Annotated in this window: 14 protein-coding genes and 1 tRNA gene; 2 read left to right on the top strand and 13 right to left on the bottom strand. The window is 72.8% G+C overall.

Annotated features, from left to right (window positions below):
- Window positions 1–50 precede the first annotated feature (50 nt).
- Both ACGIF2_RS08240 and ACGIF2_RS08235 read left to right on the top strand, forming a co-directional pair.
- A complete protein-coding gene (locus ACGIF2_RS08240; protein WP_396045394.1) occupies window positions 51–917 on the top strand; it encodes a siderophore-interacting protein in 867 nt (288 codons plus the stop codon).
- Window positions 918–1050: 133 nt separating this feature from the next.
- Entirely contained in the window at window positions 1051–1473 is a 423-nt protein-coding gene (locus ACGIF2_RS08235) for a PLD nuclease N-terminal domain-containing protein (protein ID WP_396045392.1), read from the top strand.
- 60 nt (window positions 1474–1533) lie between these two features.
- Here ACGIF2_RS08235 and ACGIF2_RS08230 read toward each other — a convergent pair.
- The 13 genes from ACGIF2_RS08230 to ACGIF2_RS08170 form a co-directional block, all read right to left on the bottom strand.
- Window positions 1534–1606, bottom strand: a tRNA-Leu gene (locus ACGIF2_RS08230).
- A 105-nt stretch (window positions 1607–1711) separates the two neighbouring features.
- A complete protein-coding gene (locus tag ACGIF2_RS08225) occupies window positions 1712–3193 on the bottom strand; it encodes an NAD(P)/FAD-dependent oxidoreductase (protein WP_396045390.1) in 1482 nt (493 codons plus the stop codon).
- Window positions 3194–3261: 68 nt separating this feature from the next.
- Window positions 3262–4806 (bottom strand): GH1 family beta-glucosidase, encoded by a 1545-nt coding sequence (locus tag ACGIF2_RS08220; RefSeq protein WP_396045388.1) that lies wholly within the window; start codon window positions 4804–4806, stop codon window positions 3262–3264.
- 144 nt (window positions 4807–4950) lie between these two features.
- Entirely contained in the window at window positions 4951–6129 is a 1179-nt protein-coding gene (locus ACGIF2_RS08215; protein WP_396045386.1) for an HAAS signaling domain-containing protein, read from the bottom strand.
- Window positions 6126–6455, bottom strand: coding sequence for a PadR family transcriptional regulator (locus tag ACGIF2_RS08210; RefSeq protein ID WP_396045384.1), 330 nt, complete (start codon window positions 6453–6455; stop codon window positions 6126–6128). Before ACGIF2_RS08210 ends, ACGIF2_RS08215 begins: the two co-directional genes overlap by 4 nt.
- A gap of 197 nt (window positions 6456–6652) precedes the next feature.
- Window positions 6653–7600, bottom strand: a complete 948-nt coding sequence (locus ACGIF2_RS08205; RefSeq protein ID WP_396045382.1) for an exopolyphosphatase — start codon at window positions 7598–7600, stop codon at window positions 6653–6655.
- A gap of 43 nt (window positions 7601–7643) precedes the next feature.
- Window positions 7644–8162: a DUF501 domain-containing protein gene (locus tag ACGIF2_RS08200; RefSeq protein ID WP_396045380.1), complete on the bottom strand. Its 519-nt coding sequence runs from the start codon at window positions 8160–8162 to the stop codon at window positions 7644–7646.
- A 118-nt stretch (window positions 8163–8280) separates the two neighbouring features.
- Complete coding sequence (locus ACGIF2_RS08195) at window positions 8281–8766, bottom strand: septum formation initiator family protein (RefSeq protein WP_396045378.1); 486 nt, start codon at window positions 8764–8766, stop codon at window positions 8281–8283.
- A 379-nt stretch (window positions 8767–9145) separates the two neighbouring features.
- Window positions 9146–10429 carry a phosphopyruvate hydratase gene (gene eno / locus ACGIF2_RS08190; RefSeq protein ID WP_396045376.1) on the bottom strand — a complete coding sequence of 428 codons (1284 nt, stop codon included), beginning with the start codon at window positions 10427–10429 and terminating at the stop codon, window positions 9146–9148.
- A gap of 147 nt (window positions 10430–10576) precedes the next feature.
- Entirely contained in the window at window positions 10577–11959 is a 1383-nt protein-coding gene (gene pntB, locus ACGIF2_RS08185) for a Re/Si-specific NAD(P)(+) transhydrogenase subunit beta (protein ID WP_396045374.1), read from the bottom strand.
- 1 nt (window position 11960) lies between these two features.
- Window positions 11961–13514 (bottom strand): Re/Si-specific NAD(P)(+) transhydrogenase subunit alpha, encoded by a 1554-nt coding sequence (locus tag ACGIF2_RS08180; protein WP_396045372.1) that lies wholly within the window; start codon window positions 13512–13514, stop codon window positions 11961–11963.
- A 171-nt stretch (window positions 13515–13685) separates the two neighbouring features.
- Window positions 13686–14348: a MazG family protein gene (locus tag ACGIF2_RS08175; RefSeq protein WP_396045370.1), complete on the bottom strand. Its 663-nt coding sequence runs from the start codon at window positions 14346–14348 to the stop codon at window positions 13686–13688.
- Window positions 14345–14890 carry a hypothetical protein gene (locus tag ACGIF2_RS08170; RefSeq protein WP_396045368.1) on the bottom strand — a complete coding sequence of 182 codons (546 nt, stop codon included), beginning with the start codon at window positions 14888–14890 and terminating at the stop codon, window positions 14345–14347. Before ACGIF2_RS08170 ends, ACGIF2_RS08175 begins: the two co-directional genes overlap by 4 nt.
- Between the last annotated feature and the right edge of the window lie 56 nt (window positions 14891–14946).

Raw genomic sequence — 14946 nt, 5'->3', positions numbered from 1 at the left:
CGCGGGCGCCGTCACCGACGCTCGCGCACCGACACCGAGACGAGTGAGACATGTCGAGCGTCCCCTCCCGCCCCCGACCGACCGCGATGCGCACCACGGTGCTGCGCACGTCCCGCCTGACGCCCACGATGGTGCGCCTCGTCGTAGGCGGCCCGGGCCTGGCCACGTTCGTGCCGTCCGAGCACGCCGACTCGTACGTCAAGCTCGTCTTCCTGCCCGCCTCCGCCCCGGACGACCTGCCCCTCACCGACCAGGGCCGCGTCGACCTCGACCAACTGCGTGCGGAGCTGCCCGCGGACGCGCAGCCGCGCCTGCGCAGCTACACGGTGCGGGCGTTCGACCCCGACGCGCTCGAGCTCACGCTCGACGTGGTGGTCCACGGCGACGCGGGCGTCGCGGGCCCGTGGGCGGCGTCCGCCGTCCCGGGTGACGAGCTGCTGCTGGTGGGCCCCGGCGGCTCGTACTCCCCCGACCCGACGGCCGACTGGCACCTGCTGGTCGGGGACACGAGCGCGCTGCCCGCGATCGCGGTGGCCCTCGAGCGGCTCGACCCGGCCGCGTGCGGTCACGCGTTCATCGAGGTGCACCACGCGCACGACGTGATCCCGCTCGTGGCACCCGCAGGCGTCGAGGTGCACTGGGTCGACCGCGGACGCGGCGTCACGGGCCTCGCCCTGGTCGAGGCGGTCGACGCCCTCCCGTGGCCCGAGGGCACCGTCCACGCGTTCGTCCACGGCGAGGCCGGCACCGTCAAGGAGCTGCGCCACCACCTGCGCGTCGGGCGCGGGCTCTCGCGCGGGCAGCTGTCGATCTCCGGGTACTGGCGGCTGGGGGCCGACGACGAGGCGTGGCGCGCGAGCAAGCGCGAGTGGGCCCGCACGATCGAGGCCGACGAGCAGGCGGTCGGGCTCGACTGAGCCGCGCGTGCGACGACCGGGTGACAGCCGGGCGACCACGGGCCGAACCCGCGACGGCCGCGCACGCGCTCCCCTAGGGTGCCGTGCAGGCCGGGTCTCCCCGCACCCGGCGCCGGCGCGAGGAGAGACCCCGATGCTGCGGTACCTGCCGTTCATGGTGGACCTGGCCGTGCTCGTGTACTGCCTGATCGACTGCATCCAGGCCGACCCGGACCGCGTGCGCAACCTGTCCAAGACCGGGTGGATCGTCCTCATCGTGATCCTGCCGATCGCTGGCGGCGTCGCGTGGCTCGTCGCGGGACGGCCCGAGCAGTCCAGGCAGGGCGCCCGACGCCCACCCTGGCCCTCGACGTCGACGGCCGGCTTCCCCGAGTACGAGCGCCCGCGCCCGCTCGCCCCGGACGACGACCCCGAGTTCCTCGCGGGGCTGCGCCGCTCGGAGTCCCAGCACGAGCAGATGCTCCGGGACTGGGAGTCGCAGCTGCGCGAGCGCGAGGCCCGTCTCGCGGACCCCGGGGCCGAGCCCGGCGCCGAGAAGCCCGCGCGCGACGCCTGACCTGGCGGACTCCGCCTACCCGCTTCTCCAGCCGGCGCGTGCGGCGGTCACCGACATCGGTGCCCCCGGCGGGAGTCGAACCCGCACTGTGCCGGGTTTAAGCCGGCTGCCTCTGCCGTTGGGCTACGGGGGCGCGCGACCATCCTGCCAGGCACGCGGCCCCCGAGCGGTGAACGCACCGAGCCCCCGCGGTCCGGTCGGACCGCGGGGGCTCGCTGGTGGGTCTGCGGACCCGAGATCAGGCCTTCGGGCCGTCCGTGGACGTGCCTGCCGGCTTCGTCTCCGCGCCCTTCGCCGTCGCGAGGGCCGGGTCGGCCGTCGGCACCTCGACCTCGCGGGGCCTGGGCGGCACCGAGGCGGCACGGAACTCCGCACGCGGGTCGTGCAGCGAGCCGAGCGAGACGACCTCGCGACGCAGCAGCAGCGAACCGGTCCAACCCGCCATGATGCGGATCTTGCGGTTCCAGGTCGGCATCGCGAGCACGTGGTACGTACGGTGCAGCACCCACGCGGGGAAGCCGCGCACCTTCACGCGCCCGAACATCTGCGCGACGCCCTTGTACATGCCGAGCGACGCGACCGCGCCGACGTTCTTGTGCTTGTAGGGCGTCGGCTCGGCGCTGCGCAGCACCAGTGCCAGGTTGTCGCCCAGGTGCTTCGCCTCGCGGATCGCGTGCTGGGCGTTGGGCGGGCAGAACTTGCCGGGGTTGTACAGGTCGGGCACCGCCGCGCAGTCGCCCGCGGCGTAGGCGTCGGGGACGACCTTGCCCTCGGCGTCGACGACCTGGAGCGTCGCGGAGCAGGTCACGCGGCCCATCTTGTCGAGCGGGAGGTCGGAGTTCTGCAGCACCGGGTTGGCCTTGACGCCGGCGGTCCACACGATGGTCTCGCTGTCGAACTCGACCTTGTTGGAGAGCACCACGTGGCCGTCGACGCACGAGCTGAGGAACGTCGAGAGGTGGACCTCGATGCCGCGCTTGCGCAGCTGCTCGAGCGTGTACCCACCCAGCTCGTCGCTCACCTCGGGCAGGATGCGCGGCGAGCCCTCGACGAGCACGAAGCGCAGCTCTGACTGCTCGATCTGCTTGTGGTAGCGCACCGTGGCGCGGGCCATGTCCTCGACCTCGGCGAGCGCCTCGACGCCTGCGAACCCGCCGCCCACGAACGTGAACGTGAGCATCCGGCGACGCAGCTCGGGGTCCCACGTGGACGCCGCGACGTCGATGCGGTCGAGCACGTGGTTACGGACCGCGATGGCCTCTTCGACGTTCTTGAAGCCGATGCCCTGCTCGGCCAGGCCCGGGATGGGCAGCGTGCGGGCGACCGAGCCGAGGCCCACGATCAGGTGGTCGTAGGTGATCCAGTACGGCTCGCCCTCTTCGGGGGTGATCTCGACGGTGCGGTCCGCGTGGCGGATCTCGGTGACCTTGCCCTGGAGCACGTCCACGCCCTTGAGCGCACGACGGTGCGGGGCCACGACGTGCCGCGGGTCGATCGAACCGGCCGCTGCCTCGGGCAGGAAGGGCGCGTACGTCATGTACGGGCGGGGGTCGACGACCACGATCGCGGCCTCGCGCCGGGCGAGCCGCTTGTGCAGCCGCCGAGCCGCGTACAGCCCGACAGACCCACCGCCCAGGATCACGATGCGCGGCACCTTGCGGGGGCGGCCCGCGCCGACCGGTACCCGGGCAGCACGAACGGCCGTGACGTTCTCAGACATATCTCGAGGTTAACTCCCGGGGACGCCGTGGAAAACCTGATGAGGCGTGATCCCGCGCACAGCGGCTGTCACGCCTCCACGGCGTTCGCCGCGATCACGGTCCGGAACCAGCGCGTGCTGTCCTTGGGGGTCCGCACCTGGGTCTCGAAGTCGACGTGCACCAGACCCCAGCGCTGCTCGTACCCCTCGCCCCACTCGAAGTTGTCGAGCAGCGACCACGCGTAGTAGCCACGCAGGTCGACGCCGTCCTGCACCGCGCGTGCGGCCTGGACCAGGTGGTCGCGCAGGTACGACTCGCGCTCGACGTCCTGCAGGGTCCCCTCCGCACCGCGGTCGGGGATCCCGTTCTCGGTGATGAGCAGCGGGATCGCGGGGTACTCGTCGCGCAGCCTGGTCAGCGTCTCGTGGAGGCCTTCGGCGTGCACCTGCTGCCAGGACGCGTCGGTGGTGGGGTACTGCACAGCGGTCGCCCCCGTGGAGTCGACGGCAGTCACGCCGTAGTACTGCACCGCGAGGTGGTCGGCGGGCGTGGAGATGATCGCCAGGTCACCGTCGCGGACCACCTCGGCGAGCGTCTCGGGTCCGGTCGGCAGCTGGCCGGGCTCGGAGCCGATCGCGTCGTCGGGGTACGTGCCGAGCAGCACCGGGTCGAGGAAGAGCCGGTTCTCCACGGCGTCCGTGCACCGCACCGCGGCCAGCGTCGCGGCGTCGGGCTCGGCGTCCGGGTCGCTCACGGCCGCGTACACGGGCTGCAGGTTGAGCGCCGCGCCGATCCCACCCACGGCCCCCGACGCCCGGAACGCCTGCACCGCCAGCCCGTGCCCGAGCAGCTGGTGGTGCACGGCCCGGACCGCGGCGTCGACGTCGTGCAGACCGGGGGCGTGCGCCCCGTAGCGGTGCCCGACGTACGCGGTGGTCTTGGGCTCGTTGATCGTGAGCCAGTCGATCTCGCGGTCGCCCAGCGCGTCGACCATGATCGCGGCGTACTCGGCGAACCGCGCCGCGGTGTCGCGCACCTCCCAGCCGCCCGCGTCCTGCAGGGGCTGCGGCAGGTCCCAGTGGTACAGCGTCGCGGCGGGGTGGATGCCGCGCTCGAGCAGCCCGTCGACGAGCCGGGCGTAGAAGTCGACACCCCGCTGCTCGACGGGCCCCGAGCCCGTGGGCTGGATGCGCGGCCACGCGACCGAGAAGCGGTAGGCACCCAGCCCGAGCTCGACCATGAGGTCGAGGTCCTGTTCCCAGAGCCGGTAGTGGTCGGCTGCCGGGTCCCCCGTGGCGCCGCCGCGCACGGTGCCACGCCGGGCCGCGAACGTGTCCCAGATCGACACGCCCCGGCCGTCGACGGTGGTCGACCCCTCGACCTGGAACGCCGAGGTCGCGGCTCCCCAGCGGAAGCCGTCGGGAAACGCCAGGGGGCCGCCCGGCGGCGTCCACGTCGAACCCGACGGAGACGGGGTGAGGGTCACCACGGGACCGTCGGCCCCGCAGCCCGCGAGGAGGGCCAGGACCCCGGTCGCCCCACCGAGCCGGAGGACTGTGCGCCGCCCGACGCCTGACGGCCCGTCGGGCGTCGCCGCGGGGGCGACGTCGGGGCGGGATGCGCGCTGGACCATGGGCGGGCTCCTCGTCGAGCGTGGGCCGGCCGTGGTGGCCGGGGCCGGACGGCACGCCGGCGCGCACCGGCACCCATCGTCCTCGCGGGCCCGACGTGCGACAACGACCCCAAAGTCCCAGGTCGGGGCGCTGTCGCCCGCCGGTCAGGGCGTCGGGGTGACGGCGCCTGGGGTGGCGGTGGCGGTGGGTTCAGCGGACGATGCGTCGGTCGCGCCGTCCGTGGGATCGGGCGTGGGATCAGGCGTGGAGTCCTGGCCCTCCGCGGTGCTGATCGCTGGCGCCTTGGCGAACGGGCGGGGAGGCGTCCGGACGCTCACCCCGGCGTTCGGCGTCGGCCGACCGTCCTCGGTCCGCCCGTCGGAGTAGTCGCTCACGGGTGCGCCGCGCAGCGGGTACACGTTCCACCGCGTGCGCCCGTCCTCGTCCTGGACCGAGGTGAACTGCCAGGGGTCGTCGATGTCGTACAGGTTCCAGAAGCCGAACTTGTTCTGGCCGATGGTCTCCACGGGCCGCCCGCGGTCGTCGTAGATCTGCACGTCGTCGAGCGGGTTGCCCTCCGCGTCGTACACGTACAGGTTGCTCACCGCCATGCCGCCCACGACGACGCCGTCCGCCTCGGGAGCCGGGACGTACTCCGTGACCGTGTCGTAGTGGTGCTCGACCCGGTCGTTGCGCGCGGCGAGCGTCCCCATCACCGGGAGCGCGATGAGCAGGGCACCGATCGTAGCGATGGTCGGCAGCCGACGCAGTCGGCCCCGCGGGAGCCACAGCCCGCGCCCCCACTGCACGCTCACCACCATCATGGCGAGCATGATCAGCAGCAGGAGCGGGTTGCCGAACGGCACCCACGGCATGCGGTTCGAGGGGGCCAGGCCCGCGGTGATCCAGTAGGCGAGCTGGTACGCCATCCACCCCCGCAGGACCCATGCGACTGGCAGCAACACCGTGAGCAGCTCGCCCACCGGCGGCCACCACGGCTGCGCACGGAGCACGTCGAGGCCCTCGACGCACGCCTCGTACGCCGATCGGATGGGGAGCGTGAGCCACCGCCAGAACGACCTACGGCGCGCCGGCGCGGCTCCACCGTCGGGCAGCCCCGCCGCAGCGCGCAGCTCGGAGGCGTACGCGCGCGGCTCGCCGAACCTGCCGACCAGGTCATCCGTCCCGGGGGCATCGGCGAGGGCTTCGCCGAGGTCGGCCTCGAGGCCGTCGGTCAGGTCCTCGACCTGCTCGGGCGTGAGCCCCACGAGGTGGCGGCGCACCGCGGTGGCGTAGGCGTGGACGTCGGCGATCACGCCGGGGCCTGTGCTCGTGGAGCTCATCGGGCGTCCTCCGTCTTGAGCAGGCGCGACATGGTGCCCGCGAACTCGAACCAGTCCTTGCGCTGGGCGTCGAGCATGGCCCGGCCCTGCGCGTTGATGCCGTAGTACTTGCGGTGCGGCCCCTCGTCGCTCGGCACGACGTAGGACGTGAGGGCGCCGGACGAGTAGAGCCTGCGCAGCGTGCCGTACACCGAGGCGTCACCGACCTCCTCGAGCCCCCCGGCCCGCAGCCGGCGCAGCACGTCGTAGCCGTAGCCGTCCTCTTCGGCGACCACGGCGAGGACCGCGACGTCGAGGACCCCCTTCAGCAGCTGGGTGGTGTCCATCGGTGCCCTCCTGGCGTTCGGTGTCGCAGGAGCCCGCCCCTCCGCGGGCTCCCGCGACACGCACGGTAGTACGGACCGCGCAGTACCGGGCAGAGTGAGATACCCCGCACCGCAGTTTCACCCGTTCGGGCGTACGGCAGCGCGAGGGACGTGCGGTGATCGAGGGACGACGGCGGACGGACGGGCTGCCCGTCCCGTCAGGCGATGCTCCAGGCGATCCCGTCGAGGATGTCGTGCTCCGAGGTGACGACCTCGGCCAGCTCGCGTCCCTCGGCCCGCACCGCGTCGCGCACACGCTCGACCACGTCGTGCCACACGAGCGCCCCCGCGGCGATCACGTCGACCCGCCCCATGTGCATGAAGCCGAGCGACGCCCGCTGCTCGCGGTCCCGCGCGACCAGGTCGTCGCACGCCGCGAGCACCTGCTCGACGGGCAGCACCGCACCGTCGATGCGCGACGGGTCGTACGCCGCGAGGCCCAGCGCGTGCGCCGTGACCGTCGTGACCGAGCCCGCGAGCCCCACGAGCGTGACGGCCTTGCCCAGCGGCACCACCTCTGCCGCCTCGTCGAGAGCAGCCGCGACGTCGGCCCGCGCCGCCGCGACCTCGTCGGCGGTCGGCGGGTCGGAACGCAGGTGCCGTTCGGTCAGCCGCACGCACCCCACGTCCATCGAGAACGCCGCCTCGGGCGTCTGTGCGCCCAGCACGACCTCGGTCGAGCCACCACCCAGGTCGACCACCACGAACGGCCCGGGGTGCCGGGCCGCGAGCACGCCCGTCGCCCCCCGGAACGACAGCGCGGCCTCCTCCTCGCCACCGATCACCTCGGGGTCGACCCCGAGCGCCGCACGCACCCCCTCGACGAAGTCGGCGCGGTTCTCGGCGTCGCGCGATGCGCTCGTCGCCACGAACCGGATGCGCTCCACGCCCAGGTCGACGCACACGGCCGCGTACCGGCGGGCCGCGTCGAGCGTGCGCTCGAGGGCCTCGGGGGCGATGCGCCCGGTGCGGTCCACACCCTGACCGAGCCGCACGACCTCCATCCGCCGGTCGAGGTCGACCAGCGTGCCCTCGGCCGGGTCCACGTCCGCGACGAGCAGTCGGATCGAGTTGGTCCCGCAGTCGATGGCAGCCACACGCGTCATGCCGGTCATCCTTCCATCCCCGCGCCGAGGCACGGTCCGCGGCTCAGCAGCTGCAGCGGTCCGGACGCCACGCGTCGCGCAGCAGCACGAGGGCCTCGTCACCGATCGGGTTGACGCCCGGACCCGCGGCGAGGGCGTGCCCCACCAGCACGTGGAGGCACTTGACCCGGGTCGGCATGCCACCGGCGCTGATCCCCGCGATCTCCTCGACGTGGCCCAGCGCCTCGCGCTGCGTGAGATACACCTCATGGGCCCGCCGGTACGCGGCCGCGAGCTCCTCGTCCTCCTGCAGACGGGCCGTGAGCTCCTTCATCAGGCCGCTCGCCTCGAGCGTGCTCACGGCGCCCACGGCGGGCGGGCACGTGAGGTAGAAGGTCGTGGGGAACGGCGTGCCGTCGTCGAGCCGGGGCGCGGTGCGCACCACGAGCGGACGCCCGCACACGCAGCGCGCGGCGACCCCCACGACACCACGCGGCGGACGACCGAGCTGCTCGGCGAGCACCTCGAGGTCGTGCTCGCTCACGACCGGGTCGTCGGTCCTCGCCACGGGGATCTCGCTCACAGCACGTCCGTTCGGGGTCTGGCCGCGGGGGTCCGCGGATCGGTGTCACGGGGGTCCGGAGCTGATCCGGACGGAGCCATTCTCCCGCAGCTCGGCTGTGCGACGGGCCGCCGCGAGCTCAGGGGGCGGGGACGTCCGCGGGGGCGGTCTCCGGCGACCCGGCATCGGGCTCGGCCTCGGCATCGGCCCCGTCCGCGATGCGCACCGAGTCCCAGACCGCGGCGTACCAGGGTGTGCCTGTGGCCGACCCGGCCCCGTCGGTCGCGCCCGGCACGTCGGTGTCCGGCACGTCGGTGTCCGGCGCTGCAGTGGTCGACGGCGCGTTCTCGGGGTCCTCGACCCGGTAGGCCGTCTCCCCGGGCAGCACGAACGCGAGCCGTTCGCGGGCCTGCGCGATCACGTACGCGTCGTCCGACCAGCGGGCCACGGCCGCTGTCAGCTCCTCGTTGCGGGCCCGGGCGTCCTCGACCTGCGCGTTGAGCTGCTCGAGCTCGACGCGCTGCGTGAGGTAGCTGCGCAGCGTCGGGAACACGAGCACGAAGGCGATCATGAGGACGACGCCCAGGACCATGACGCGTGCGGTGAACAGGCGCGGGACGCGCACCTGCACCTGCTCGGCACGCGGGACCCCGCGCGCCGGTGTGCCACCCGTGCGACTCGCCGGCCGGGCCGACGCCGGGCGCGAGGCCGATGTGCGCGGTGCACCCGCACCCGTCGCGCGCGCTGTCGCCCGGGGCGCCGCACCCACCCGGGGCGTGCCCCCCGTCCGCGGGCTGCTCACCCGCGGCGTGCCCCCGGTGCGCGGGCCACCGGCGCCAGGGCGCGGGGCGGCGGGGCGGCGGGAGGACGGCACGCGACGATTGTGCCCCGCGCGAGCCCCGATGGCGCGCAGGAGCCCCCCGTGGGTCTCGGCGCCCGGACGCGCCGGAGGCCGGCGACCATGACGGTCACCGGCCTCCAGACCCCTCAGGAGAGGGACGTGCTCAGACCTGCTTCCAGCGCGGGAACGCGCCGGCGCCGGCGTAACGGCCGGCGTCGTCCAGCTCCTCCTCGATGCGGAGCAGCTGGTTGTACTTGTTGATGCGCTCGCCACGGGCCGGGGCGCCCGTCTTGATCTGACCGGCGTTGGTCGCGACGGACAGGTCGGCGATCGTCGTGTCCTCGGTCTCACCCGAACGGTGCGAGGTCATCGTCGTGAAGCCGTTGCGCTGCGCCAGCTCGACCGCGTCGAGCGTCTCGGTGAGCGTGCCGATCTGGTTGAGCTTGACCAGCAGCGAGTTCGCGGCCTTGAGCTCGATGCCCTTGGCCAGACGCACCGGGTTGGTGACGAACAGGTCGTCGCCGACGATCTGGACGCGGTCGCCCACGACGCTCATGAGGCCGGCCCAGCCGTCCCACTCGTCCTCGGACAGCGGGTCCTCGATCGAGACCAGGGGGTAGTCGCGGACGAGACCCTCGTAGTACTCGATCATCTCGGCGGACGTGAACGCCCGACCCTCGAACTGGTAGGCACCGTCCTTGAAGAACTCGGTCGCGGCGACGTCGAGCGCGAGGCCCACGTCCTTGCCGGGCACGAAGCCGGCCTTCTCGATCGCGACGAGGATCAGGTCGAGCGCGTCACGGTTGCTCGGCAGATTGGGGGCGAAGCCGCCCTCGTCGCCCAGACCCGTGCTCAGGCCCTTGCTCTTCAGCACGGACTTGAGGGAGTGGTAGACCTCGGCGCCGGTGCGCAGGGCCTCACGGAACGTCGTGGCACCGATCGGCGCGACCATGAACTCCTGGATGTCGACGTTGGAGTCGGCGTGCGACCCACCGTTGAGGATGTTCATCATCGGCACGGGCAGGACGTGCGCGTTCGGGCCGCCGACGTAGCGGAACAGCGGCAGGTCGGCCGAGTCGGCCGCGGCCTTGGCGACCGCGAGCGAGACGCCCAGGATCGCGTTCGCGCCGAGCTTGCCCTTGTTGGGCGTGCCGTCGAGGTCGATCAGGGCCTGGTCGACCAGGCGCTGCTCGGAGGCCTCGAAGCCGATGAGCTCGGGGGCGATCTCGTCGATCACCGCGTTGACGGCGTTCTCGACGCCCTTGCCCAGGTAACGGCCCGTGTCGCCGTCACGACGCTCGACGGCCTCGAACGCTCCGGTGGACGCGCCCGAGGGCACGCCCGCGCGGGCGATGGTGCCGTCGTCGAGAGCGACCTCGACCTCCACGGTGGGGTTTCCGCGCGAGTCCAGGATCTCCCTGGCTCCGACGGCCTCAATGCTGGCCATGGTGGCTCCTTCGACGAAAGGTGGGGTTGCGAACCCAGCCTAGTGGCGCGCGCCACTCGGTGCGGCAGGACCTTCGGCCGCTGGACGACGGCACGCACGCGACAGGCCCCGGGGACGGATCCCCGGGGCCTGTCGCGTGCGTGCGGTTCAGAGCGCCTGGATGATGTTCTCGACCTGCGCCTTGGCGTCGCCGAAGAGCATCGCGGTGTTGTCCCGGAAGAACAGCGGGTTCTGCACGCCGGCGTAGCCCGTGGCCATCGACCGCTTGAACACGACGACCTGGCGCGATCCCCACACCTCGAGCACCGGCATGCCCGCGATCGGCGAGCTCGGGTCGTCGAGCGCGGCGGGGTTGACCGTGTCGTTGGCGCCGATCACGAGCACCACGTCGGTGTCCGCGAAGTCGTCGTTGATCTCGTCCATCTCGAGGACCACGTCGTAGGGCACCTTGGCCTCGGCGAGCAGCACGTTCATGTGCCCGGGCAGACGCCCGGCGACGGGATGCACGCCGAACCGCACGGTCGTCCCCTGGGCCCGCAGGCGCTGGACCAGGTCGGCGACCGGGTACTGCGCCTTCGCCACGGCCATGCCGTAGCCGGGGGTCACGATGACCGAACGGGCGGACTTCAGCATCTCCGCGACCTCGGCCGCGGTGACCTCGCGGTGCTCGCCGTAGTCCTTGTCCGACGCGACGACGGTGCCACCCTCGGCACCGAAGCCGCCCAGGATCACCGAGACGAACGAGCGGTTCATGGCCTTGCACATGATCCAGCTGAGGATCGCACCGGACGACCCGACGAGCGCACCCGTGACGATGAGCAGGTCGTTGCTCAGCATGAAGCCCGCCGCCGCGGCGGCCCAGCCCGAGTACGAGTTGAGCATCGAGACGACCACGGGCATGTCCCCGCCGCCGATCGAGGCGACGAGGTGCCAGCCCACGAGCAGCGCGATCACAGTCATCGCGACGAGCGGCACGAGACCGGCGCCCGCGACGAACCAGACCATGAGACCCACCGACGCGACCACCGCGACGAGGTTGAGCAGGTTGCGCGCGGGCAGCATGAGCGGGGACGAGGAGATCTTCGCCGACAGCTTGAGGTAGGCGACGATCGACCCGGTGAACGTGATGGCGCCGATGAAGACGCCGAGGAACACCTCGACCAGGTGGACGGTGTCGGGGGCCTCGGTCAGGTAGGAGTTGAAGCCCACCAGCACGGCCGCGAGACCCACGAAGCTGTGCAGCATCGCGATCATCTCGGGCATCTGCGTCATCTCGACCTTGCGCGCCTGCCACGTGCCGACGGACGCGCCGATGAGGAAGACGAGCGCGATGAGCAGCAGCGTGACGAGCACGTTCCGCTCGGACGCGTCGGCCGCGAGCAGCACCGTGGCCAGCAGGGCCAGGCCCATGCCGACCATGCCGAGCGTGCTGCCGCGCCGGGCGCTCTCGGGCTTGGACAGCCCCGCGAGCGAGAGGATGAACAGGACGGCCGCGACGAGGTACACGGCCTGTGCGAGCGATGTCAGCATGTCAGGCGTCCTTCCTGAACATCCCGATCATGCGGTACGCGACCAGGAACCCACCGAAGATGTTGATGCTGGCCACGGCCGCGGCGACGAACGCCAGCGCCGAGACGACCCAGCTGTCGGAACCGATCTGCAGCAGCGCGCCGACGAGGATGATCCCGGAGATCGCGTTCGTCTGGGCCATGAGCGGCGTGTGCAGCGAGTGGCTCACGTTCGAGATGACGTAGTAGCCGATGACCACGGCGAGGGCGAACACGGTGAAGTGCCCGAGGAACGCCGCGGGCGAGAAGCTCAGCCCGAAAGCGAGGAGCACCGCGCCGAGCCCGCCGAGCAGCAGGCGACGCTGCGAGCGGGCCTGCGCGGCGCGCGCGACCTCGGCCGGGTCGACCGGGGTCGGCGCCTCGACCGGGGCGGCGCTCGCGGCCGGTGCGGCCGAGACCTGGACGGGCGGCGGCGGCCACAGGACCTCACCGCCGCTCGCGACCGTCATCCCGCGCTGGACGACGTCCTCGAGGTCGAGGACGAGCCGGCCGTCCTTCTCGGGGGTCAGCAGCGCCATGAGGTGCACGATGTTCGTGCCGAACAGCTGCGAGGTGTGCTGCGCCATGCGGCTCGTGAGGTCGGTGTACCCGAGGACCACGACGCCGTTCTCGGTCACGACACGCTCGCCGGGGACGGTGAGCTCGCAGTTGCCGCCGCCCGACGCGGCGAGGTCGACGACGACCGAGCCGGGCTTCATGGCCGCGACCATGGCCGCGGTGATGGTCGTGGGGGCCTTGCCCCGCACCAGCGCCGTGGTGATGACGATGTCGGCCTTGCGGGTCTCCTCGGCGTACATGCGCGCCGTGAGCTCCTCCTGCTCGGCCGTGAGGGCGCTCGCGTAGCCGTCGGTGCTGACCTCCTGCTGGGCGGTCTGCGCCTGGACGAACTGCGCGCCCATCGACTCGATCTGCTCGCCGACCTCGGGCCGCACGTCGAACGCGCGCACCTGCGCGCCGAGGCTGCCCGCGGCACCGATCGCCGCGAGCCCCGCGACGCCGGCGCCGATCACGAAGACGTTCGCGGGCGCGGTCTTGCCGGCGGCCGTGACCTGCCCGGTGAACATGCCGCCGTACTCCTCGGCAGCCTCGATGACCGCGCGGTACCCGGCGACGTTCGACATGGTCGAGAGCACGTCGAGCGACTGCGCACGGGAGATGCGCGGCACCGCGTCGAGCGCGAGCGCGTTGACGCCGCGGGCGGCGAGCGCCTCGACCAGCTCGGGCCGCGACGCGGGCGACATCATCGACACGACGGTGGTGCCGGTCTGCAGCGCCGCGATCTGCTCGGAGGTCGGGGCGTCGACCGACGTGACGACGTCGCACGCCCAGACCTCGGCCGCGTCGGCGATGCTCGCACCGGCCTCCGCGTACGCCGTGTCGGCGAAGTTCGCCGCGGCGCCTGCGCCCTGCTCGACGAGGACCTCGTAGCCGAGCTTGCTCAGCTGGGCCACGGTCTTCGGTGTCGCGGCGACGAGCCTCTCGCCCGGGCGCGACTCCCGTGGGACGCCGATCCTCATGACTGACCCCTCCTGTTGCCTTCTGGTGCGGTGCGTGTGCCGCGCCGTGCGCGGCCGTGCGGGACGGAGCCGGCGGCACCGGCGTCCATCCTCACCAGAGCGGGCCGCCACGACCCCGGACCTTGGACCCGAGTCCGGGACCTCCCCGCTCGTCTGGTGAGACGATCCTGCTCACTCCTCGGGTGGTCGCGTCTCCGCGTCTCGCACCCTGGCCTCGAGCTCGCGGGTCGCGGCACGCAGCTCCTGCTCGGTGTCGACCCCGGTCTCGTGCGCCTCGACCACCAGGGCCAGCAGCCGCTCGCCGAGCGACCCGTCGCCGCGGCGCGGCACCAGGTCGCCACGTCCGGCGCGCTGCGCGCGTGAGACGACCTTCTGGGCCCGGCCGAGCGCCCCGAGCGCGAGCGGGATGCCGTCGAGCACCGACGCACGCTGCTTCTCGTGGGCCTTGATGCGGTCCCACTGCACGTGCAGGTCCTCGAGGTCGCCCGTGTGCTCCGCGTCGTCCGCGAACACGTGCGGGTGCCGGCGCACGAGCTTGGCGGTGACCTCCGCGGCCACGTCGTCCAGGTCGAACGGGTCGTCGGCGTCCTCCTGCGCGACCCGCGCGTGGAAGACGACCTGCAGCAGCAGGTCGCCCAGCTCCTCGCGCAGACCCGCCCGGTCGTCCGTCTCGACCGCCTCGGCGACCTCGTACGCCTCCTCGATCGCGTACGGCACGAGCGAGGCGTGGGTCTGGGCGGCGTCCCACGGGCAGCCGCCCGGGGACCTCAGCCGGTCCATGACCTCGACGAGGGCGCGCACACCCTCGCCGGGCCGCTGCGCCGCGGCGCTCATCCCGCCGGGGTCGTGACGATCCACGGGAAGCTCGGCGCGCCGAGCATGTTGTCCGCGCCGAGATCTCCGTACCGGGGGTTGACCTGGATGTCCTGGGCCGCGACCTGCTCGGTCAGCTCGGTCACGATGTCCGCGGCGTCGGGCAGGGCCTGCAGGTCGGTCACGGCGAGCGAGTAGCGCACCACGGAGAGCGCCGTGTCGGAGAACGTCTCGACGTCACGGCCGATCGCCTGCGCCTGCGTGTCGAGCGCGGCCTGCGCCTCGTCTTTCGAGACCCCGACGCCGTTCTCCGCCGCGAGCTTCTCCACGACCGGGGCCTGGAGCAGCACCGCGAGGACGTTGGTCGGCGTGGCGCCGTCGAAGTACGGACCGAGCTCGGTCGAGGCGGTCTGCACCTCGGCGGTCGAGATCGCGGTGCCGTCGACCACCGCCGCGGCACCGGGCTGCCCGGTGCACGCGCCCAGCAGCGCCGCGACAGCCAGGACGCCCGCACCTGCCACCGCTCGACGCGGCCCGACCGATCGGGGAACCTTCACCGTCACCAGAGACCTCCTGCGTCGTCGCACTCCGAACGCGCTCATCGTAGGCGCTCCGCACC

Source organism: Cellulomonas sp. P22, from assembly GCF_044392165.1.
This window is presented reverse-complemented; position numbering and strand designations above follow the sequence as displayed.